This is a genomic window from Acinetobacter halobius (genome assembly GCF_044130335.1).
Lineage (GTDB): Bacteria > Pseudomonadota > Gammaproteobacteria > Pseudomonadales > Moraxellaceae > Acinetobacter.
The window spans coordinates 410,155-429,864 of sequence record NZ_JBIQOD010000001.1 but is presented as its reverse complement, the minus strand read 5'-3'; the positions used below and the strand labels follow the sequence as shown (position 1 = coordinate 429,864).

Here is a 19,710-nt window from a genome sequence, read left to right as displayed (position 1 = left end):
TATGACAAGGTCTGATTTTGATGTTAAGTTGAGATTAAGAAAAACAAGAATATATGCTAAGTAAAGAGGTTGATATGCAAGACACAAATGCAATTTATGACATTGCCGTTGTTGGAGCTGGAATCAATGGAGTGGGAATTGCAAATGATGCTGTTGGTCGTGGCTTAAATGTTTTCGTCTGCGAAAAAGATGATTTAGCTAGTCATACGTCTTCAGCGAGTAGCAAACTCATCCATGGTGGATTGCGTTATCTGGAACAAAAAGAATTTCGTTTAGTTCGTGAAGCATTACTTGAGCGTGAAGTCTTATTAAAAAAAGCGCCACATTTGATCCATCCCATGCGTTTTATCATGCCGCATCAACCGTATTTGCGCCCAGCATGGCTAATTCGTTCGGGCTTATTTATTTATGATTATCTGGCAAAACGAGAAACTCTCGAAGGTTCTGAGTTGATTTATTTTAATGCTGATAGTCCACTAAAGGAAACGATCAGTCGTGGTTTTGAATATTCTGACTGTACCGTAGATGATGCTCGGTTAGTGGTGGTCAATGCATTGCAAGCACATGAACTAGGAGCGCAGATTCGAACACAGACCCGCTGTGTTTCTGCAACTCAGCAAGAGGGTGTGTGGTGTTTAACATTAGAACATCAAAAACAACAATATCAAATTAAGGCAAGAGTTTTGGTGAATGCTACAGGTGCATGGGTTACTGATTTTATTCAACAGCAGTTGCTTCAAACGCCAAAAGCTGGAATTCGATTAGTACAAGGCAGTCACATTGTTGTGAAGCGCTTATACCCCGAACATCACGCTTTTATCCTACAAAATGATGATCAGCGCATTGTTTTTGTGATCCCTTATTTGGATGAATACAGTTTGATTGGGACAACAGACCTAGAGTTTGAGGGTGATCCAAATCATGTACAAATTACCGAACAAGAAACGGCATATCTAATAGATGTTATTAACGATCATTTTAAGCTGCAATTACAGCTTGATGATGTCATTTCTACCTATGCTGGTGTTCGGGCGCTATATGATGATGAAAGCGCACAGGCTTCTAAAATAACCCGTGATTATGTCCTTGCACTGTCGAATGAAGGAGAACACGAAGCACCTCTTTTGACAGTGTACGGTGGAAAGTTAACAACTTATCGAAAGCTAGCAGAAGCAGCATTATCTCAGCTCAAACGGTATTTTCCACAGATGAAAGCAGAATGGACGCTGCAAGCAAAATTACCGGGTGCGGAGGATTTTGATTCAGTGGAATTATTGCGGACAGAATTAATGCAGAGTATTCAAGGTTTGGATTTACATACTGCACAGCGTTGGGCTAAAACCTATGGCTGTCGTGTTTGGCAGATGCTAGATGAGAAGAAGACCATGCAGGATTTAGGGCAGTCATTTGGGTATGGTCTATATCAGCAAGAGGTTGATTATTTATATAGAGTTGAATGGGCTAGGCATAGCCAAGATATTCTCTGGCGAAGAACAAAGCTGGGTATGAAACTCAATATAGCTGAAGTCCGAAGTTTAGATATGTATCTACATGATTTACATCAGCGTCGTGTGCAGGGTGATGCTGCATAGTCTTGCATTGATGTTTATCTTCTTAAAAGTAGAGCATTGGGATTAAAAAAAGCCGCTTGCTGCGCGGCTTTTTAAGCTTAGATTTCAATACCACCTAATTGTTTGCAGTCCACAGGTGTTTTCCATTTCACAGCAGTACCCCAGACCACTGGGCGAACAATACGCCAAGGCCAGAATCCAAATCGTTGGCTTGCATTGTAATTAATCACCACATTGCCACCCACTTGGTGCGCGCGTTCAGCAAAGCGTGGATAAAGTTCTTCCACACTGCCATAAGTGCCTTTAGCAACTTTAATGCGTTTTTTGATGTCAAATTGAGTAGAGTCTGGAGTACCTTTAATGGCGCAGACGTGCAGTGTAGATGTTGTTGTTGGTTCAGTTTGAGCCATTGCTAGGCTTGATACACCAACTAGACTGATGGTTAGCATGAGTGTTTTGAACATAGTTTTCCCCTTTGATGTTTCTTTTTGATTTATAAAGTTAAATTTTTGAAATATTTGAAAGATTGAAAAAAGACCGCTTGTGCGGTCTTTTTTGAGAGCTTAATTTAAAGGTTAAGCAGATTTTTTCACAGCTTCTAAAAGTTCGTTTTGACGAGTTTTAAGAGCAGCTGGTAAGCGTTCACCAAGTTTATTGAACAACTCAGTATGACTTTCAATTTCTTTGATCCATTGATCTTTATCTTGAGAAGTCACAAGTTCAAATTGAGCTTTAGTAAAGTCAGAACCTGTCCAGTTTAATTGCTCATAAGTTGGTACTAAACCAATTGGAGTCTCAACAGCATCAGCACGGCCTTCACAGCGGTCAATGATCCACTCAAGAACACGCATGTTTTGACCAAAACCAGGCCATACAAAGTTACCTTCAGCATCACGACGGAACCAGTTCACGTTGTAAATGCCTGGGAGTTTGTTGCCTGCAGCTTTTGCTTTTGCTGCAACTTCTTCACCAAGTTCTAACCAGTGAGAGAAGTAATCCGCCATGTTGTAACCCGCAAATGGAAGCATTGCGAATGGGTCGCGACGAACGACACCTTGTTGACCTACAGCAGCTGCAGTTGTTTCAGAGCCCATAGTTGCAGCTTTATAAACACCATCTACCCAGTCAAATGCTTCTGAAATAAGAGGCACTGTGTCCGCACGACGGCCACCGAAGATGAATGCAGAAATAGGTACGCCTGCTGGATTTTCCCAGTCAGCATCAATAGAAGGACATTGACCTGCTGAAACAGTAAAGCGTGCATTCGGGTGAGCTGCTTTTTCTTCACCAGTGTGCGGTTGACCTTTCCAGTTAGTTAGGTTAGCAGGTACTTCTTTAGAAAGACCTTCCCACCATACTTCACCGTTGTCTGTTACAGCAACGTTGGTATAGATAACATCTTTAGTTAATGTTGCCATACAGTTTGGGTTCGTCTTGGTATTTGTACCAGGCGCTACACCAAAGAAACCAGCTTCAGGGTTGATCGCATATAAGCGACCATCTTCACCTGGTTTGATCCAAGCAATATCGTCACCTACGGTTTCAATTTTCCAACCTTCGTAACCCGCTGGTGGAATCAACATAGCAAAGTTCGTTTTACCACATGCAGAAGGGAATGCTGCTGCGATGTAGTGTTTCTCGCCTTGTGGATTTGTTACGCCAAGGATCAGCATGTGTTCAGCTAACCAGCCTTGTTGACGACCCATAGAAGAAGCAATACGTAAAGCTAGGCATTTTTTACCTAACAATGCGTTACCACCGTAACCTGAACCATAAGACCAGATTTCACGTGTTTCTGGATAGTGAACGATCCATTTTTCAGGATTGCAAGGCCAAGCCACGTCTTTTTCACCGATCGCAAGTGGAGCACCTACTGTATGAACACAAGGAACATATTCGCCATCAGTACCTAATACGTCATAAACAGCTTTACCCATACGAGCCATTTTAGACATACTGACTGCTACATAAGGAGAGTCAGTAAGTTCGATACCGATGTGTGCAATATGAGAACCTAAAGGACCCATAGAGAACGGTACTACATATAAAGTACGACCTGCCATTGAACCGTCGAACAAACCATTTAGACGAGCACGCATTTCAGCAGGCTCTTCCCAGTTGTTTGTTGCGCCAGCATCTTCTTGTTTTTCAGAACAGATGTATGTACGACCTTCAACACGAGCAACGTCAGAAGGGTCAGAATTTGCAAGATAAGAACCAGGATGTGTTTCTTGGTTAAGCGCTTGCATCGTGCCGTTAGCGATCATCAAGTCGATATAACGTTGATATTCTTCTTCGCTACCGTCACACCATTCAATTTTCGCTGGTTTTGTTAATTTTGCAATTTCTTCCACCCATGCAATAAGCTTAGGGTGACGAACGAATTCTGGTGCGTTCACTTGGGTCATGGTGAGGCCTATCTCAAATATGTACACAGTTGTACAAAGTACAATCTCAACAATAGATTTACTGCTGAGATGAAAAGATGAAAAAAAAGTGGCTGTATTAAAGCATAATTTGATAAAAAAAATAAGACCAAAGCCGTATCTAAATTATGAACAATTTTGTAAAGGTATTTTATTTTAATTATTAAAAAACAATACTTTACTTTAATTTTATTGCTTTATTTGGTGTATTTATTATATTTATGAGTATTATTCATTTAAAATATTTAAATTAAAAACAATGGTTTATAAATATTTTGTGATTGAGATTTATTATTGATTAAATAAATGAACGTCATTTGATTTTTACATAACCAAACTGTTAACTGTTGAATTTTTGGACAAAAATAGAGTAATTACTTTATGGAAGAGTGCTGGATGTCTGAGCAGTTAAAACCTTTGTCACTTATTTATAACAAAAAATCAGGTTTTCATGCCACAAATAAAGATGAAGTGTATGAACAACTGCTAGCCGATCTGAGTACTGCTGGTTTTGAAATACAGTCATTTGAGTTAAGTGAGTGCATGGACTTTGATCAGATGATGCAAGAGGTTTTATTACGTCATCGACAAGCAGAACATATAGGTGTTGTGGTTGCTGCAGGTGGAGACGGAACATTAAATGCAGTCGCTTCAAAGCTAATGGGTACTGATATCCCTATGGGAATATTGCCTTTAGGTACATTTAACTATGTTGCGCGAGTGTTGAATATTCCACTGGATTTATTAGACGCAGCCAAAGCTATTAGTGAAGGGCAGCCACGTTCGGTACATGTGGCACAGCTTAATCAACACATCTATCTGAACAATGCTAGTTTAGGGCTTTATCCTTTATTTATTCAAAAAAGAGAACAGTTTAATAAGCATTTTGGACGTTTTCCATTGCATGCGTATACCTCAGCATTGGATGTTCTCATCCGCGACCGTAAAGAGTTAAAACTTGAGGTGGAGGTCGATGGACAACGCTATCCCGTGAAAACGCCATTGATTTTCTTTGGAAATAATCAGCTTCAATTGGCTGAAATGAAATTGCGTATTGCTGAAGCTGCCGAAGCTGGAAAGGTAGCAGGGGTGGTTGTTGCAAAAAGTGATAAACGCACACTGTTTAAAACCTTGTGGCAGCTGATTAAAGGCAATTTGGATCAGGCTTCCGATGTTTATAGCTTTGCCGCAGATGAAGTGATTGTGCATTCAAAGCATAACAAGCTTACGGTTGCCGTAGATGGTGAAATCATTATGATGAAACCGCCTCTAAAAATTACAGTACGTAAACATGCACTGAATATCATGGTACCTGCATGATTTTACATTTGTCTGATTTACATTTCGGCACAGAACGCGAAGCCTGTTTGCAGGCTATTCATCTGTTATGTGAGGAACATCCTTTTGAAGCCGTAGTGGTTAGTGGCGATTTAACCCAGCGTGCACGGTTTATTCAGTTTTATGCTTGTCGGCAGTTTTTAGACAGTTTGAAGTTACCGTATTTGGTGGTGCCAGGAAATCACGATATCCCGCTGTACCATATTTGGAATCGTTTTTTTAATCCATTTGCGCGTTATCAACTGTTTTTTGGGGGGATGGAAAACACCTTAGAAACTGAACACTTTTATGTCATAGGTGTGAACAGTATTCGGAGGCGTTTCCACACACGGGGGCATATTTCACTGAGCCAAATTCAAGAGATTGATTTGAAATTACAACAAGCACCTGCACACAAAATAAAGCTGATCGCCGCTCATCAACCTTTTTATACGCCGCCAGACCATAGTCATGGTGTGAAAGACTGTCCAATGCTTGGTCGTATTGCACTGGAGCAATGGAGTCAACAGGGTTTAAATGGACTCTTGCATGGGCATTTGCATCATCCAGCAGTCTATGATCTGAATCAGATTTATCAACTTGGGGTATCGCATCCGGTGTTGGATATTCATGCAGGAACGGCAACCTCTTATCGTTTACATGGTGGACGACCGAATAGCTTAAATATTATTTTAAATAATGCAGATGTGCAGCATTTGAGCTTTAATTCTGCAATAAATCGCTTCGAGTTGATGCAGAAAAATATCTCAGATTAATTTGTGTGTCTAAACTTTGATTAGGTTTGCTTAAAAAGAGCGCAAAAATATAAAAATATTTTGTATTTGCCCTTGAAGCCCTTTTTTCCATCCCCACAAAAGTGTCATATCAAAATTTTGTTGATGACCTAGGAATAAGAAGTCATCTTCACATCGTAATCAATGACATTCTGAAAATGTCTATGGAGTTAGAAATGAGCAAAATTCGTCCTTTACATGACAACGTTGTGATTCGCCGCGTAGAGAAAGAAACTAAAACTGCTGGCGGTTTGATTTTGAGCACTTCTGCTGCTGAACAGCCAGCTCAAGGTGAAATTATTGCAGTAGGTAATGGCAAAATCACAGACAATGGCGTTCGTGCTTTAGACGTAAAAGTGGGCGACAATGTACTGTTCGGTGCTTATGCAGGCACTAAAGTTAAGGTTGAAGGCGAAGAGCTTCTAGTAATGAAAGAGTCTGATATTTTAGCAGTTCTTGAAGGTTAATTCGGAACGGTCATTTGCTGTTTAAGCAATACAATTGATTAAAATTTAAGAATATTTGGAGTTAAGCATGTCAGCTAAAGATGTAAAATTTGGTGATTCAGCACGTTCTAAAATGATTGCAGGCGTAAACGTACTTGCAGATGCTGTAAAAGTGACTTTAGGCCCTAAAGGCCGTAATGTTGTGATCGACCGTTCTTTCGGTGCACCACACATCACTAAAGATGGTGTAACTGTTGCGAAAGAAATTTCTCTAAAAGACAAATTTGAGAACATGGGTGCTCAATTGGTTCGTGAAGTATCTTCTAAAACCAATGACATCGCTGGTGACGGTACAACAACAGCAACTGTACTCGCTCAAGCAATTTTAAATGAAGGGATCAAGTCTGTAACTGCGGGTATGAACCCAATGGACTTGAAACGTGGTATTGACCTTGCAGTTAAAGCATTGGTTGCCGAAATTAAAGCAACAGCAAAACCTGCTTCTGATACTAAAGCGATTGAACAAGTGGGTTCAATCTCTGCAAACTCTGACGAAACTGTAGGTAAACTCATTGCACAAGCAATGGAACGCGTAGGCAAAGAAGGCGTGATTACCGTTGAAGAAGGTTCAGGCTTTGAAGATGCTTTGGACGTTGTTGAAGGTATGCAGTTTGACCGTGGTTATATCAGCCCGTACTTTGCAAACAAACAAGATACCTTAACAGCAGAACTTGAAAATCCATTCATTCTTCTTGTCGATAAAAAAATCAGCAACATTCGTGAATTGATTACTGTGCTTGAAGCCGTTGCTAAAACAGGTAAACCACTTTTAATTATCGCTGAAGATGTTGAAGGTGAGGCTTTAGCTACACTGGTTGTCAACAACATGCGCGGCATTATCAAAGTATGTGCGGTTAAAGCGCCAGGTTTTGGTGACCGTCGTAAAGCAATGCTTCAAGATATCGCAATCTTGACTGGTGCGACTGTGATTTCTGAAGAAGTGGGCATGACTTTAGAGCAAGCTTCTCTTCAAGACTTAGGTACTGCGCACAAAATTACAGTATCTAAAGAAAACACTGTGATTGTTGATGGTGCTGGTGATGCAACTCAAATTGCTGAACGTGTCACTCAAATCCGTGCACAAATTGAAGAGTCGACGTCTGAATACGACAAAGAAAAACTTCAAGAACGCGTTGCTAAATTGGCAGGCGGTGTAGCTGTGATCAAAATTGGCGCAGCGACTGAAGTTGAAATGAAAGAGAAAAAAGACCGTGTAGACGATGCGCTTCATGCTACGCGTGCTGCGGTTGAAGAAGGTGTGGTTGCTGGCGGTGGTGTTGCACTGGTACGTGCTGCAGCTGCGCTTGATGGCGTAACAGGTGCAAACGATGATCAAAATGTAGGTATCAACATTTTACGTCGTGCGATTGAAGCACCACTTCGTCAAATCGTTGCGAATGCGGGTGATGAGCCTTCAGTTGTGATCAATGCCGTGAAAAATGGTCAAGGTAACTTTGGTTATAACGCTGCAACGTCTGAGTATGGTGACATGCTAGAAATGGGTATTCTTGACCCTGCGAAAGTAACACGTTCTGCACTTGAACATGCTGCATCTGTCGCAGGTTTAATGTTGACTACAGAATGTATGATTACTGACGTTCCAGAAGACAAGCCTGCAATGCCTGATATGGGTGGCATGGGTGGTATGGGCGGCATGATGTAAATACTCGCCTAGCGTTGCTAATCAAAAAATCCCTGCATTTCGCGGGGATTTTTTATTTGGGTAAGTTATTCCAAAAACTTGATTATTTTAACATTCAGCTCAGATTGGCTAGGTCGTTACCTTTTATCGCATTACATTTATTTCAATAAAGTCTGAATCAATCAATTAAATACGGTTGTCAGCAGTAAGGTTGATTGAATCATTTGTTGATTACTTTTAAGAGAAGGGCTATCTCGAATAAAACGATATTATTCACATTTATTCCGACATGATTTGTGATGGACTGATATTTCTTGAAATATTTGGAATTAAATAAAATATACATTTATAGATTAATTGCTGTTTTATTGATCTAAATCCGATGTATTTGATCTTCAGCATTGCTAGAATCTGCGCGAATTTTAGCAATGTGGTGTTTTTTGTGTTCGAGAAGCTTGCAGAACAAAGTTTAACCTTAATGGGGTGGCAGATTGATAATCACTGGGATTTGAATATCAATCAATGTGTCATGATTGCAGCGCCACATACCAGTAATTGGGATGCACTCTATGCGCGTTTGGCACTAAAAGCCTTAGGGGTGAATGTCCGTATCACGATAAAAGACAGTTATATGAAGTTGCCTTTTGGCCCTTTTGTCCGTGCTATGGGGGGAATTGGTATTGACCGTCGTCCAAAACATGAAGGTGAACCACGTCCAAGCATGGTGCAATTGATGAGTGATCTTTTTAAAGAACATCCTAAATTAGTCATGTTAGTCACCCCAGAAGGAACACGTGCTAAGCAGGAGCAATGGAAAACAGGTTTTTACCATGTTGCGATAAGTGCAGGTGTACCGATTGCATTGGCTTATATGGATTATGCAAAGAAAAAAACGGGAATCGGTAAAATTGTTTACCCTACGGGTGACTATGAGAAAGATATGGCACAGATTATGGCATTTTACGCTGAAATTTCAGCGAAATTTCCGCAGAAGTTTAGTGTAGATACGCGTTATCATTCAGATTCTATGAAACAAGAAATTGAAGCATAATCAGTGATAAATCAAAAAAGACAGCACGCATGCTGTCTTTTTATTTGTCCAAAATTTTAAGGTGTGTCTTGAGCCGTGGTCGGTAAAACGCCACCTAAAGATTGACAGGCTGTAGTGTAGTTTTGTAGCTGGGTTTCTATAACTTCAGGTAGTGGCAGGTCAAAGATTTTATCGCCATGTTGATAGCTTTCTACATAAGATTGGGCTTTTTGTTTGCTGCTAGCAAGTATTTGTTCATGAAAACTGGTCATGGAGCTGTGATCAGCTTGGTCACGTTCAATATTTTGACAATCGAAATATTGTAATAGTTTTTCAGCTTGTTTAATTTCTTTAGATGAGCTGATGGAGCAGGCACTGACAAAGCAAAGACTAAAAAGTGCAAAATACGGTTTCATATATGCTGAATAGATGGTTTTTGAGCGTGGCGTTATTGTATAAATTTTTGTGAATAGTGAGAAAGCTTAAACATCGTAAGTTGCTTAAAGAAGTGGCAATTTTGACAGAAAGCACACAATTAAATGTCTAGATCGTTTGTCATAAAATGTTAAAAATCCGCTACTGATTTAAAAGGTAGCTGATACATAAAAAACAGCCTGAGCTAAATAAGAGTCCCAGTACGATTTGTTTAAATTGGCGTTCAGAAATTTTATAAAATAAGCGTGCACCTAGCATGGCCGGTAGACTGACACTTAAAATCAAGATACCCATATAGGGTAAATGCTGTAGGCTTAAATTTCCACGAAGTAGGTAGCTAAATAGTGTGAATACTTGGATCGCAAAATTAAAATGTCTCAAAATAAAACGTTGCTGCTCTTTAGGTAGATTTTTTAACATGACCCAAGCAGAAGGAAGTGAGCCACAAAACCCGCCTAAACCGCCGAGTATGCCACCAATAAAACCAATACAGCTGTCGGCATATTTTCCTGAAGATTGAATAGAACGAATTTGTGGATTCAAGAGCATCAATGGACACCAAAGTACTAAAAATATACCAAGCATTAGCTTAAACATATCCGCTTGAATAATCTCTAAAAGATAGGTTCCCAGCGGAACACCTAAAATGCCAGCCAAAACGTAGGGTGCAATAAGGTTTTTATTGATCTGAAAAGATGATTCTGATTTTAAGGAGATAAGATGGCTCCATACAGAAGCAAAAACCACTAATGGTGCTGCTAGCTGTGGTGCTAAAACCCATACCCAAAATGACATGGCAATTAAGGCAAAGGCAAAACCCGTTAAGCCCTGAACAAAACCAGCAACCATTGCACCTAAAATAAAGACCAGCCAAGTCATCGCATATATGCCGAAAACTTTATAGGGTAAGTGATATTTCGTTCAGCCGAAAGCGACATAGATTTTGCTAAAATTTTGAAATATCGAAACATAAAATGTCTTTGCTTTAGTAGCTTATGCTGTCTTTTGAAATAAGCCTGCACGTACAGTGCCAGCCTTGGTGCTCTTTACCTGAACCCAGGAGCTTGGAAGTCTTAGCAGATTTAACTCACGATCCGCTTCTATATAAATATAGCCATTCTTTGAAATCAGCGGGTCAGCCAAGAGAGCCAATTGTTCCCATAACTCTAGGCTATACGGCGGATCTAAAAAGACCAAATCAAACTGTTCTTTTAGGTTGGGCAAGCTTTGCTGTGCTGTTGAGACTTTTAATTGTGCACGAGACTTAGGTACTTTCAAGAGCTCTAAGTTTTGTGTTAAAAACTGTGCTTGACTGCGGTCAGGTTCAATCATCACTACTTTTGAAGCACCACGTGATAGAGCTTCGAATGCCAATGCACCCGAACCTGCACAAATATCCAAAACATTGGTATTTTGCACATCCCACATAAGCCAATTAAACAAAGTTTCACGGACTCGATCAGGCGTGGGGCGCAAACCTTCAATATTGGCGAAAGGGAGTTGGCGACGTTTCCATTCCCCCCCGATGATACGAAGTTGATTTTTCATAATTAGTCTGGCTCTTCAGTAGCAGGGGGTGGAGTAGCTGAATGGTTAGTGTTCGGAGCTACTGTTGTACTTTGTACGGAGGTTGCTGAACGACCTTGTGGGGCTACTGCTGTATTTGCTGCGGGTGGCGTGCTGTCACTCGGCAACTCACCCGGTTTAATCCCCGCTGTCATGAGTCCACCACTGATTTGATGGTTTTGCGGACGAATTGGATTTTTATGGCGAGTTTGCAACCAATAATCTAGCACAGGGCGAGCTAGCTGAGCTGCTGATCCGCCGTGACGTCCATTTTCCCAGACGACCGCAATTGCAATCTCTGGATTTTCCGCAGGCGCAAAGCCAACAAATAAACCATGGTCGAGCTGACGTTCTGTTAAAAGTGCTTCGTTATAACGTTTACCTTGAGCAATACTTTTAACCTGTGCGGTACCTGTTTTACCTGCAATTTTATACATTGGTGTACGAATACCACGCCCTGTACCCGTTTCCACGACATCGACCATAGCATCACGCATTTTTACCCAGTCTTCGTCTGTACCATTGAACTGAATTCGACCATCAGGTGCATTTAGGTCTTTATGTGGTTTTGCGCCTTTACTGGTTTGTAAAACATGTGGAATTACATGTGAACCATGATTCGCAGTAATGGCAGTTGCCATGGCTAATTGTAGGGGGGTTGCGGTAAAAGCACCTTGTCCAATACTGACAGAAATGGTTTCACCTTTAAGCCACTTGGCATCGCGAGTACGCATTTTCCATTCAGGGTTTGGATAAAGACCTGTGCTTTCACTTGGTAAATCAACACCTGTTTTTTCACCAAAACCAAACTGACGCATCCATGTGTTCATTTTTTCAATGCCCATGCGGAAAGACAGAATGTAATAAAAGGTATCGCAAGAAACAACTTGAGCTTTATGCAAATTGACCACGCCATGTCCTGACTTTTTCCAGTCACGGAATTTATGCGAATCTCCCGGCAGGGTGAAATAGCCGTGATCGGAAATAGCAGTACCCCAATCAATCAATCCATAATGAATACCACCTAAACCAAACATCGGTTTAATGGTTGAACCAGGTGGATAAGCCCCTTGTACAGCACGGTTATAAAGGGGTTGATCAAGGTTGTCTCGCAGACCACTATAGTCGGTATGGCTAATGCCTGTCACAAACAGGTTTGGGTTAAAACTAGGACTTGATACGAGGGCGAGGATTTCACCTGTACGTGGGTCCATGGCCACAATTGCACCGCGACGACCTGCGAGTTGTTCTGTCGCAACGACCTGTAAGCCATAATCGAGTGACAGGTATAAATCGTTGCCACGAATTGGCTCTTTGCGACCTAAATGTCGTAATACATTGCCGTGAGCATCCGCTTCGACAGACTCGTTTCCAGGAACGCCATGTAGCAAATCTTCATAGGATTTTTCTACCCCAATTTTACCAATCAGGTTAGTGCCCGCATATAAGTCTTTATTGATACTTTTTAATTCTTTATCGTTAATACGTCCCACATAACCAATCACATGAGCAAACAGCTCGCCATGTGGATAGTAACGTGTCATTTGAGTTTCGATGTTTACCCCTGGAAATTGATATTTGACTTCACTAAAACGTGCAATATCATTTTCATTCAAATTGAGTTTAATCGAAACACGCTCAGTTTTACGTGATGCTTTAATACGACTTTGAAAACGGTCAATATCTTCTTGGCTAAGTTCTAAAATGGGCGTTAGACGTTCAATTGTCTTATCAATATCTGGAACATCTGCACGACTCATAGTGGCTGTGAAAACAGGATAGTTGTCGGCTAAGAGCACACCATTACGGTCGTAAATATAGCCACGGGCAGGGGCTAAAGGCTGTAGCCGAATACGGTTTTGGTCAGATGCGGTGGAAAATTCATCGAACTGTACCAGCTGTAAATACGCATAGCGGGAGACTAAAATCAGTAAGAAAAAGATCACAATACCCATGGAAATAAAGGTACGATTTCGAAAAATGCGCTTTTCTTGTTGAACGTTTTTTAAAGGAAAGTGCTGTTTCATACCAAATCGACTTAGACACATGGATAAAGAGGAATATACCTGCGCGCTATTCTAACGCATGTCTCCCTGTTTTGATATTTGTTATCACCTGTTCTGCTTTTCATTTTGACTAAACTTTGACTTTACAGACATTAAAAATGTAAATTCCTGTATATAAGTGTTTTCTAATTTCTGATACAGTCAAAATCCGATAAAAAGGGACCAATTACTAAAATAACATTACGGATAATGGTGACAATAATGACAAGAATTTATCCAGTGTTGGCACTTGTTGCCTGTGCAAACGTAGCCTACGCTCAAGATAATTCGTTTTTGCCAGAAGCAAAAATTCCTACAGATAGTGCTCAAACATGGAATGTGGGAGCAGGTGTAACGCAGAAACTACTGCACACTAACGTAGAATGGGTAAATCCTTATGGGATTGCTTATGCAAAAGCTGGGGTATTTATGAATGATGACTACCCAGTGGGTGGTCAGGTTGGTTTTAGATTTCCAGTTCATTTTACTGGCAAAGATAAAAATGGCTATTATTTAGGTGTCTATGCAGGACATATAGATAGTAAAAAAGTTGATGGGGAGTATGAGGCTCGCCTTGGTGGTGGTGTAGATCTTGCTTATGTGTTACTTAGTCCTGAGCGAATCAGTACATTCAGTGTAGGGATTGGTGCAGGGGAAAAACTCGAAACTAAATCGGGGGATGTGATTGTAGAAACCGAACCGAGACTACAATTCTCCTATACTTTAAGCTTTGGTTTATAGACACAATATCTTTTTTAAAACGCTATATAATTCAGTTAATAAAATTAAATATGGAAGTTATGCATGCTTGAGTACGTCAATCAGTTGTGGCAAACCTTTTTGAATAGACCCGATTTTTGGGCTGTACTCAGTATTATCCCTGTAACTGCATTTGTAACATGGGCGCATGTTTGGATGGCCCTGAAAATGGTCTTTTACCCGATTAACTTTTGGGGCTTCCATATTGGCCCTTTGCCTGTCGGTTGGCAGGGGATTGTGCCCAGAAAGGCAGGGCGTATTTCAGGCATTATTACTGATAATACTTTATCCAAGCTCGGTTCTTTGCGTGAATTTTTAGATGCAATGGATCCTGAGGATATGGCACGGATCATTGGTGAACAAGTTGGTTTTGAACTTGAGCATCTGATTGATGAAGTCATGATTGACCGCAATGCAGTGCTTTGGGAAAATTTACCTTATTCGATTAAACGTCGAATTTATGCGCAAGCACATAAACAACTTCCAGCTGTGCTCCGAGAATTAGTGACCGAACTGACCATGAACGTCGAGTCACTTGTGGATATGCGTGATATGGTGGTCAGCCAAATGGAAGGCGACCGCAGATTGATGGTTCGTATGTTCTTGAAAGTGGGTCAGAAAGAAATAAACTTTATTTGGCATATTAGTGCCCTCATCGGCATGTTCTTTGGTATCTTCCAAATGATTGTTTGGTTTGTAGTACCTTGGCATTGGACGGTGCCATTTTGGGCGGCAGTATGGGGCTTCTTAACCAACTGGATTGCGATTTGGATGGTGTTTAACCCAATTGAGCCACATTATGTTCGATACTTGCAACTCACTGAATTAACAAAAAATCGTAAGTTTCCATGGATTAAGCCTGTGATTCCACGCATAGGGACTTATAATGTACAAGGCGCATTTATGAAGCGCCAAGAAGAAGTGTCTGATGTGTTCGCAAGTGTAGTCACAGAAGACCTGATTACGTTAAAATCCATCATGACTGAAATGATGTATGGCAATAAAAAAGACAAGACGCGTCGTATTGTCAAACGTCATATTAATGAAATCATGGAAACACCATTGGTGAGAACATCTTTGCAACTGTCTTTGGGGCCACGTGAATACGCAAAACTGAAGACGGACTTGATTGATCGTTCAATTGAAATTACGATGGTGCCTGTATGCGACCCAGCGTTCAATGCGAGCCGTGCACAGAAAATCTATCAAATGTTTAGAGACCGTATTCGAGAGCTAACGCCGAAAGAATTTCAAAACTTATTACGTCCTGCATTTCAGGAAGACGAATGGATTTTGATTTTATTGGGTGGGGTAACGGGCTTTATTGCGGGTACAATACATTTGTTTGTGGCTTTCTTATAATTAGATGCTAAAAATATGTCGAATTTTTCGACATGTACAAAGTGTCAAATACATTGTTTAAATGAGGATGTTTTTTTATGCGCATTATCTTACTCGGACCACCTGGAGCAGGTAAAGGTACACAAGCTCAGTTGATCTGTAAGCGCTACAATGTCCCACAAATTTCAACCGGTGATATGCTCCGTGCTGCAATTCGTGAAGGAACTGAACTCGGTCTACAGGCGAAAAGCGTGATGGACAACGGTGGTCTTGTATCTGATGAACTGATCATTGGTTTAGTGAAAGAACGTATTGCGCAACCTGACTGTGCAAATGGCTGTATCTTTGATGGTTTCCCTCGTACGATTCCGCAAGCTGAAGCTTTGGAAAAAGAAGGCATCAACATTGATCACGTGATTGAAATTGATGTTCCTGACGAAGAAATTGTACAACGTCTTTCGGGTCGCCGTCAGCACCCTGCATCGGGTCGTGTTTATCACATCGTTTACAACCCACCTAAAGTGGAAGGTAAAGACGATGAAACTGGTGAAGAATTGGTACAACGTCCAGATGACCAAGAAGCAACGATTCGTAAACGTTTAGGTTCATACCATACTGAAACTGAACAGTTGGTTGGTTTCTACCAAGGTCGCGCAGCGTCTGGTGAAAATGCACCAACTTATGACAAGCTGAATGGCTTACGTCCAATTGACGAAGTACAAGCAGATTTGTTTGCAATTCTTGATCAGGACAAATAATTGCATGTTTTAAACATGGCAATGTTTTGACATTGAAAGAGCTCTAAGTCATATTAGGGCTCTTTTTCTTGATCCTTTTCAAATGGAGTCGCGTGTGGCACAAGTTGGAATCATTGTTTTAATTATTGTTGCTGTGGCGGTGTTATTAGGTTTGTTTTATATCAGCGCAAAAATGCTGCGCGATGTCAGTCAACAAGAAAAAATGTCGAATAAGCAGCCAGAACGGCAGTTGCATCCGAAGTTGCAGCAAGACTTAAAAGATAAATCCAATCAAAAATAAAACTGAACTTTAATGTTCAGCTTCTATTATCATTTTTGTGGCAATGCGTGCTGCACCAAATTCAAAACGATCTGGCCAGTTACATACATCTGAAACGATGCACTCATGACATTTCGGTTTGCGTGCGATACAGCAGTATCGACCATGTAAAATGAGCCAATGGTGTGAATCGACAATAAATTCTTTCGGTATGACTTTCACTAAACGGTGTTCGACTTCCAGCACATTTTTGCCGACCGCTAATCCTGTACGATTGCCTAAACGAAAAATATGTGTATCGACCGCCATGGTCGGTTGTCCAAAAGCAGTATTTAACACCACATTGGCTGTTTTTCGCCCTACACCGGGTAAAGCTTCCAAATCAGCACGGTTGTTCGGCACGATGCTATTATGTTTTTCAATCAGTATCTTACAAGCTTTAATGACATTTTCAGCCTTCGCATTATATAAGCCTATGGTTTTAATATAGGTTTTTAAACCATCTACACCCAAGGCATAAATCGTTTCAGGTGTGTTGGCAACTGGAAATAGTTTATCTGTGGCTTTGTTGACACTCACATCCGTTGCCTGAGCAGATAAGGTCACGGCCACTAATAGCTCAAAAGGACTTGAATAATTCAATTCAGTTTTTGGGTTTGGGCGTTGTGCTCGTAAACGTTCAAAAAAGATTTGGATTTGCTTTTTGGTCATGTTTTTTACAGGTTTTCCGCTTGTGGTTAGCATGCTCTAAGCTTCCTGTAACTGATTAAGCTGTTGGGTTAAATCATCTAACATCAGACGCTTTTTGGTATCTTCACGCACGCTGAGTTGCTTTTCTAGTTTTTTGATTTGTACGCGTAATTTCGCCAGTTCAATGGTGGATTTTGCGTCGAGTTTTACCGTCATTTCTGGTTCTTTTTCAATGATCTGAATATCAGGTACTGCATCGTTCTGTGCTGAAAATTGGGCAAATAACGCTGTATCAATTTCAGCACGAACTACTGGGCCTTTACGGTGTAGACGCTGTTTTTCTTCACGCTGTATATGTGCGTAATAGCGTTGTCTTAGATCATCTTGCTCAGCTTTACGCAAGATTTCGGTCGGTATTTCGTCTGCATCTGGAATGAGGTCAATACAGTCGACAGGACAGGGCGGAATACATAGCTCACAACCTGTGCATAGGTCAGACAAAATGCTGTGCATGAGTTTACCAGAACCAATGATCGCATCTACTGGGCAGGCACTAATACATTTGGTACAGCCAATGCATTCATCCTCGCGAATGATGGCTTTCATTCTCTGCGGACGGCCATCCGCCTGAATAGGCCAAACACTTTCTTCTGCGATGAATTTTGGCCGATTAAGCAACTGAGCCAATGCATCTGCTACAGGCTGTCCACCCGGGACGCATTTATTGGCAGCCTCACCTTCGCTGATGGCTTTAGCATAAGGCAAGCAACCATCACGATGTCCACAGAGCCCGCATTGGGTTTGGGGAAGGAGGGCATCTATATTTTGGATAAGTGAAATGTGCGAGTTCATGCGTAAACCGACCCTGCAACTGTATGTGCAGAGATACTAGGACAATTTAAGTAGATGCTGAATTTTACCATGTTTTTTTTGAATAATCTTATGTTCTAAAATGGTTCATTTATTGCATCTTTTTTGCGCATAAAATGATTTTAAATCTGTGTTTTCATTGGTATTTTTTATAACCAGTTTTAAGACATATTTAATATAAATAATTGTTATATAAATGATAAATATGTTTTTTTGAATAAATGTGTTGTGAATTGTTGGGAAAAGATATTTAATTGTTTGCGCCAAAATTTAACATTGTTTATAAAATTTGACCAATTTTGATCCATTTTTTTGCTGAGGATTAAGCGTTGAAATATAACAGCCTTAATGAGTTTTTAGATTACGTGAAAACACGTGATGCACACCAACCTGAATTTCTACAAGCGGTAGAGGAAGTCATGACCAGCCTTTGGCCGTTCATTGAAAAAAATCCTCGTTATGCAGATCACGGTTTGCTAGAGCGTTTAGTAGAGCCAGAACGTGCAATTCAATTCCGCGTTTCATGGGTAGATGATCAAGGTCAAACACATGTTAACCGTGCTTTCCGCGTTCAGTACAACTCGGCAATTGGTCCATTTAAAGGTGGTATGCGTTTTCATCCATCGGTGAATTTGTCTATTCTTAAGTTCTTGGGTTTTGAACAGACTTTTAAAAATGCACTCACCACACTACCTATGGGCGGGGGTAAAGGGGGGTCAGACTTCGACCCTAAGGGCAAATCTGAAGGTGAAATCATGCGTTTTTGCCAAGCGCTGATTATTGAGTTGTATCGCCACCTTGGTTCAAATACAGATATCCCTGCGGGTGATATTGGCGTGGGGGGGCGTGAAGTGGGTTATATGACTGGCATGATGAAGAAGCTGAGCAATGACACTTCATGTGTGTTTACAGGCAAAGGTTTAAGTTTTGGTGGTTCTTTGGCCCGTCCTGAAGCAACGGGTTATGGCACAGTGTATTTTGCGGAAGAAATGCTGAAAACTCGCGGTGATAGCTTTCAAGCTAAAACGGTTACCATTTCTGGTTCAGGGAATGTGGCACAGTATGCTGCTGAAAAAGCAATGTATTTAGGTGCAAAAGTCGTTTCATTGTCCGATTCAGCAGGTACAGTATATGTCAAAAATGGCTTTACTGACGCGCTACTTGCTGAAGTGATGGAACTAAAAAATGTAAAACGTGGTCGTATCTCTGAGTTTGCTTCTAAGCATGGTTTTGAATACTTAGAAGGTCAGCGCCCTTGGTCTATTCCATGTGATATCGCTTTGCCATGTGCAACTCAAAATGAGTTAGATCAGGCCGATGCAGAAGCGCTACTTGCAAATGGTGTGATTTGTGTAGCTGAAGGGGCAAATATGCCTTCAACTTTAGATGCGGTAGAAAAGTTCGTTCAAGCGAAAATTTTATATGCACCAGGTAAGGCTTCGAATGCGGGTGGTGTTGCAACTTCTGGCCTAGAAATGTCACAAAATGCTTTACGTTTGGGTTGGACGTTTGAAGAAGTTGATGAGCGCTTACATGCGATCATGAAAGAAATTCACCGTAACTGTGTGAAATACGGTACACAAGAAGATGGCTCTGTGAACTATGTTAATGGTGCCAACATTGCAGGTTTTGTAAAAGTGGCCGATGCAATGCTTGCTCAAGGCGTATTCTAAGTTATATATACTGAGATCAATACTCAGG

General features: G+C 40.9%; 19 protein-coding genes. 11 read left to right on the top strand and 8 right to left on the bottom strand.

From position 1 onward, the window contains the following. The first annotated feature begins 74 nt into the window (after positions 1-74). Positions 75-1,592, top strand: coding sequence for a glycerol-3-phosphate dehydrogenase (gene glpD, locus ACE01U_RS01995; RefSeq protein ID WP_395553146.1), 1,518 nt, complete (start codon positions 75-77; stop codon positions 1,590-1,592). Between the two features lie 77 nt (positions 1,593-1,669). On the opposite strand, the gene ACE01U_RS01990 is transcribed toward glpD, so the two are convergent. Further along, complete coding sequence (locus ACE01U_RS01990; RefSeq protein ID WP_086208440.1) at positions 1,670-2,035, bottom strand: hypothetical protein; 366 nt, start codon at positions 2,033-2,035, stop codon at positions 1,670-1,672. A 111-nt stretch (positions 2,036-2,146) separates the two neighbouring features. Further along, positions 2,147-3,979: a phosphoenolpyruvate carboxykinase (GTP) gene (locus ACE01U_RS01985; RefSeq protein ID WP_110975770.1), complete on the bottom strand. Its 1,833-nt coding sequence runs from the start codon at positions 3,977-3,979 to the stop codon at positions 2,147-2,149. A 414-nt stretch (positions 3,980-4,393) separates the two neighbouring features. Between ACE01U_RS01985 and ACE01U_RS01980 the strand changes: the two genes are divergently transcribed. From ACE01U_RS01980 to ACE01U_RS01960, 5 genes are all read left to right on the top strand, one after another. After that, on the top strand, positions 4,394-5,317 hold the full coding sequence (locus tag ACE01U_RS01980; protein WP_395553145.1) for a diacylglycerol/lipid kinase family protein: 924 nt from the start codon (positions 4,394-4,396) through the stop codon (positions 5,315-5,317). Continuing rightward, on the top strand, positions 5,314-6,090 hold the full coding sequence (locus ACE01U_RS01975) for a metallophosphoesterase family protein (RefSeq protein WP_395553144.1): 777 nt from the start codon (positions 5,314-5,316) through the stop codon (positions 6,088-6,090). The genes ACE01U_RS01980 and ACE01U_RS01975 overlap by 4 nt, the downstream gene beginning before the upstream one ends. 194 nt (positions 6,091-6,284) lie before the next feature. Next, positions 6,285-6,575, top strand: a complete 291-nt coding sequence (locus ACE01U_RS01970) for a co-chaperone GroES (protein ID WP_010326285.1) — start codon at positions 6,285-6,287, stop codon at positions 6,573-6,575. A 67-nt stretch (positions 6,576-6,642) separates the two neighbouring features. Continuing rightward, complete coding sequence (groL, locus tag ACE01U_RS01965) at positions 6,643-8,277, top strand: chaperonin GroEL (protein ID WP_086208436.1); 1,635 nt, start codon at positions 6,643-6,645, stop codon at positions 8,275-8,277. Between the two features lie 421 nt (positions 8,278-8,698). Further along, positions 8,699-9,307, top strand: a complete 609-nt coding sequence (locus ACE01U_RS01960) for a 1-acyl-sn-glycerol-3-phosphate acyltransferase (RefSeq protein ID WP_395553143.1) — start codon at positions 8,699-8,701, stop codon at positions 9,305-9,307. Between the two features lie 56 nt (positions 9,308-9,363). On the opposite strand, the gene ACE01U_RS01955 is transcribed toward ACE01U_RS01960, so the two are convergent. The 4 genes from ACE01U_RS01955 to mrdA all read right to left on the bottom strand — a co-directional run bounded on the left by ACE01U_RS01955 (position 9,364) and on the right by mrdA (position 13,314). After that, positions 9,364-9,702, bottom strand: coding sequence for a hypothetical protein (locus tag ACE01U_RS01955; RefSeq protein WP_110975664.1), 339 nt, complete (start codon positions 9,700-9,702; stop codon positions 9,364-9,366). Between the two features lie 160 nt (positions 9,703-9,862). Beyond that, positions 9,863-10,600, bottom strand: coding sequence for a sulfite exporter TauE/SafE family protein (locus tag ACE01U_RS01950; RefSeq protein ID WP_395553142.1), 738 nt, complete (start codon positions 10,598-10,600; stop codon positions 9,863-9,865). Positions 10,601-10,714: 114 nt separating this feature from the next. Next, positions 10,715-11,269, bottom strand: a complete 555-nt coding sequence (gene rsmD, locus ACE01U_RS01945; protein WP_119063525.1) for a 16S rRNA (guanine(966)-N(2))-methyltransferase RsmD — start codon at positions 11,267-11,269, stop codon at positions 10,715-10,717. Positions 11,270-11,271: 2 nt separating this feature from the next. After that, positions 11,272-13,314, bottom strand: coding sequence for a penicillin-binding protein 2 (gene mrdA / locus ACE01U_RS01940; RefSeq protein ID WP_291372598.1), 2,043 nt, complete (start codon positions 13,312-13,314; stop codon positions 11,272-11,274). A 240-nt stretch (positions 13,315-13,554) separates the two neighbouring features. Between mrdA and ACE01U_RS01935 the strand changes: the two genes are divergently transcribed. The 4 genes from ACE01U_RS01935 (at position 13,555) to ACE01U_RS01920 (ending at position 16,470) form a co-directional block, all read left to right on the top strand. Continuing rightward, positions 13,555-14,073 carry a hypothetical protein gene (locus ACE01U_RS01935; protein ID WP_086208430.1) on the top strand — a complete coding sequence of 173 codons (519 nt, stop codon included), beginning with the start codon at positions 13,555-13,557 and terminating at the stop codon, positions 14,071-14,073. Between the two features lie 63 nt (positions 14,074-14,136). Continuing rightward, on the top strand, positions 14,137-15,453 hold the full coding sequence (locus ACE01U_RS01930) for a DUF445 domain-containing protein (RefSeq protein WP_086208429.1): 1,317 nt from the start codon (positions 14,137-14,139) through the stop codon (positions 15,451-15,453). Positions 15,454-15,530: 77 nt separating this feature from the next. Beyond that, on the top strand, positions 15,531-16,190 hold the full coding sequence (adk, locus tag ACE01U_RS01925; protein WP_086208428.1) for an adenylate kinase: 660 nt from the start codon (positions 15,531-15,533) through the stop codon (positions 16,188-16,190). A gap of 82 nt (positions 16,191-16,272) precedes the next feature. Beyond that, positions 16,273-16,470: a hypothetical protein gene (locus ACE01U_RS01920; protein WP_110975657.1), complete on the top strand. Its 198-nt coding sequence runs from the start codon at positions 16,273-16,275 to the stop codon at positions 16,468-16,470. A 9-nt stretch (positions 16,471-16,479) separates the two neighbouring features. Here ACE01U_RS01920 and nth read toward each other — a convergent pair whose 3' ends face one another. Both nth and ACE01U_RS01910 read right to left on the bottom strand, forming a co-directional pair. Then, positions 16,480-17,193 (bottom strand): endonuclease III, encoded by a 714-nt coding sequence (gene nth, locus ACE01U_RS01915; protein ID WP_395553141.1) that lies wholly within the window; start codon positions 17,191-17,193, stop codon positions 16,480-16,482. Between the two features lie 3 nt (positions 17,194-17,196). Further along, the gene (locus ACE01U_RS01910) at positions 17,197-17,991 is read right to left on the bottom strand and encodes an RnfABCDGE type electron transport complex subunit B (RefSeq protein WP_395553140.1); all 795 of its coding nucleotides are present in this window, start codon (positions 17,989-17,991) and stop codon (positions 17,197-17,199) included. Positions 17,992-18,338: 347 nt separating this feature from the next. Between ACE01U_RS01910 and gdhA the strand changes: the two genes are divergently transcribed. Further along, the gene (gene gdhA / locus ACE01U_RS01905; protein WP_395553139.1) at positions 18,339-19,682 is read left to right on the top strand and encodes an NADP-specific glutamate dehydrogenase; all 1,344 of its coding nucleotides are present in this window, start codon (positions 18,339-18,341) and stop codon (positions 19,680-19,682) included. The last annotated feature ends 28 nt before the right edge of the window (positions 19,683-19,710 follow it).

Bases quoted from the DNA above. Each gene is read 5' to 3' on its own strand.
- glpD (WP_395553146.1), top strand. From the start codon at position 75: ATGCAAGACACAAATGCAATTTATGACATTGCCGTTGTTGGAGCTGGA.
- mrdA (WP_291372598.1), bottom strand. From the start codon at position 13,314: ATGAAACAGCACTTTCCTTTAAAAAACGTTCAACAAGAAAAGCGCATT.
- ACE01U_RS01935 (WP_086208430.1), top strand. From the start codon at position 13,555: ATGACAAGAATTTATCCAGTGTTGGCACTTGTTGCCTGTGCAAACGTA.
- nth (WP_395553141.1), bottom strand. From the start codon at position 17,193: ATGCTAACCACAAGCGGAAAACCTGTAAAAAACATGACCAAAAAGCAA.
- ACE01U_RS01930 (WP_086208429.1), top strand. From the start codon at position 14,137: ATGCTTGAGTACGTCAATCAGTTGTGGCAAACCTTTTTGAATAGACCC.
- adk (WP_086208428.1), top strand. From the start codon at position 15,531: ATGCGCATTATCTTACTCGGACCACCTGGAGCAGGTAAAGGTACACAA.
- ACE01U_RS01955 (WP_110975664.1), bottom strand. From the start codon at position 9,702: ATGAAACCGTATTTTGCACTTTTTAGTCTTTGCTTTGTCAGTGCCTGC.
- ACE01U_RS01910 (WP_395553140.1), bottom strand. From the start codon at position 17,991: ATGAACTCGCACATTTCACTTATCCAAAATATAGATGCCCTCCTTCCC.
- ACE01U_RS01985 (WP_110975770.1), bottom strand. From the start codon at position 3,979: ATGACCCAAGTGAACGCACCAGAATTCGTTCGTCACCCTAAGCTTATT.
- ACE01U_RS01975 (WP_395553144.1), top strand. From the start codon at position 5,314: ATGATTTTACATTTGTCTGATTTACATTTCGGCACAGAACGCGAAGCC.
- ACE01U_RS01920 (WP_110975657.1), top strand. From the start codon at position 16,273: ATGGAGTCGCGTGTGGCACAAGTTGGAATCATTGTTTTAATTATTGTT.
- ACE01U_RS01970 (WP_010326285.1), top strand. From the start codon at position 6,285: ATGAGCAAAATTCGTCCTTTACATGACAACGTTGTGATTCGCCGCGTA.
- ACE01U_RS01990 (WP_086208440.1), bottom strand. From the start codon at position 2,035: ATGTTCAAAACACTCATGCTAACCATCAGTCTAGTTGGTGTATCAAGC.
- groL (WP_086208436.1), top strand. From the start codon at position 6,643: ATGTCAGCTAAAGATGTAAAATTTGGTGATTCAGCACGTTCTAAAATG.
- ACE01U_RS01950 (WP_395553142.1), bottom strand. From the start codon at position 10,600: ATGACTTGGCTGGTCTTTATTTTAGGTGCAATGGTTGCTGGTTTTGTT.
- ACE01U_RS01980 (WP_395553145.1), top strand. From the start codon at position 4,394: ATGTCTGAGCAGTTAAAACCTTTGTCACTTATTTATAACAAAAAATCA.
- rsmD (WP_119063525.1), bottom strand. From the start codon at position 11,269: ATGAAAAATCAACTTCGTATCATCGGGGGGGAATGGAAACGTCGCCAA.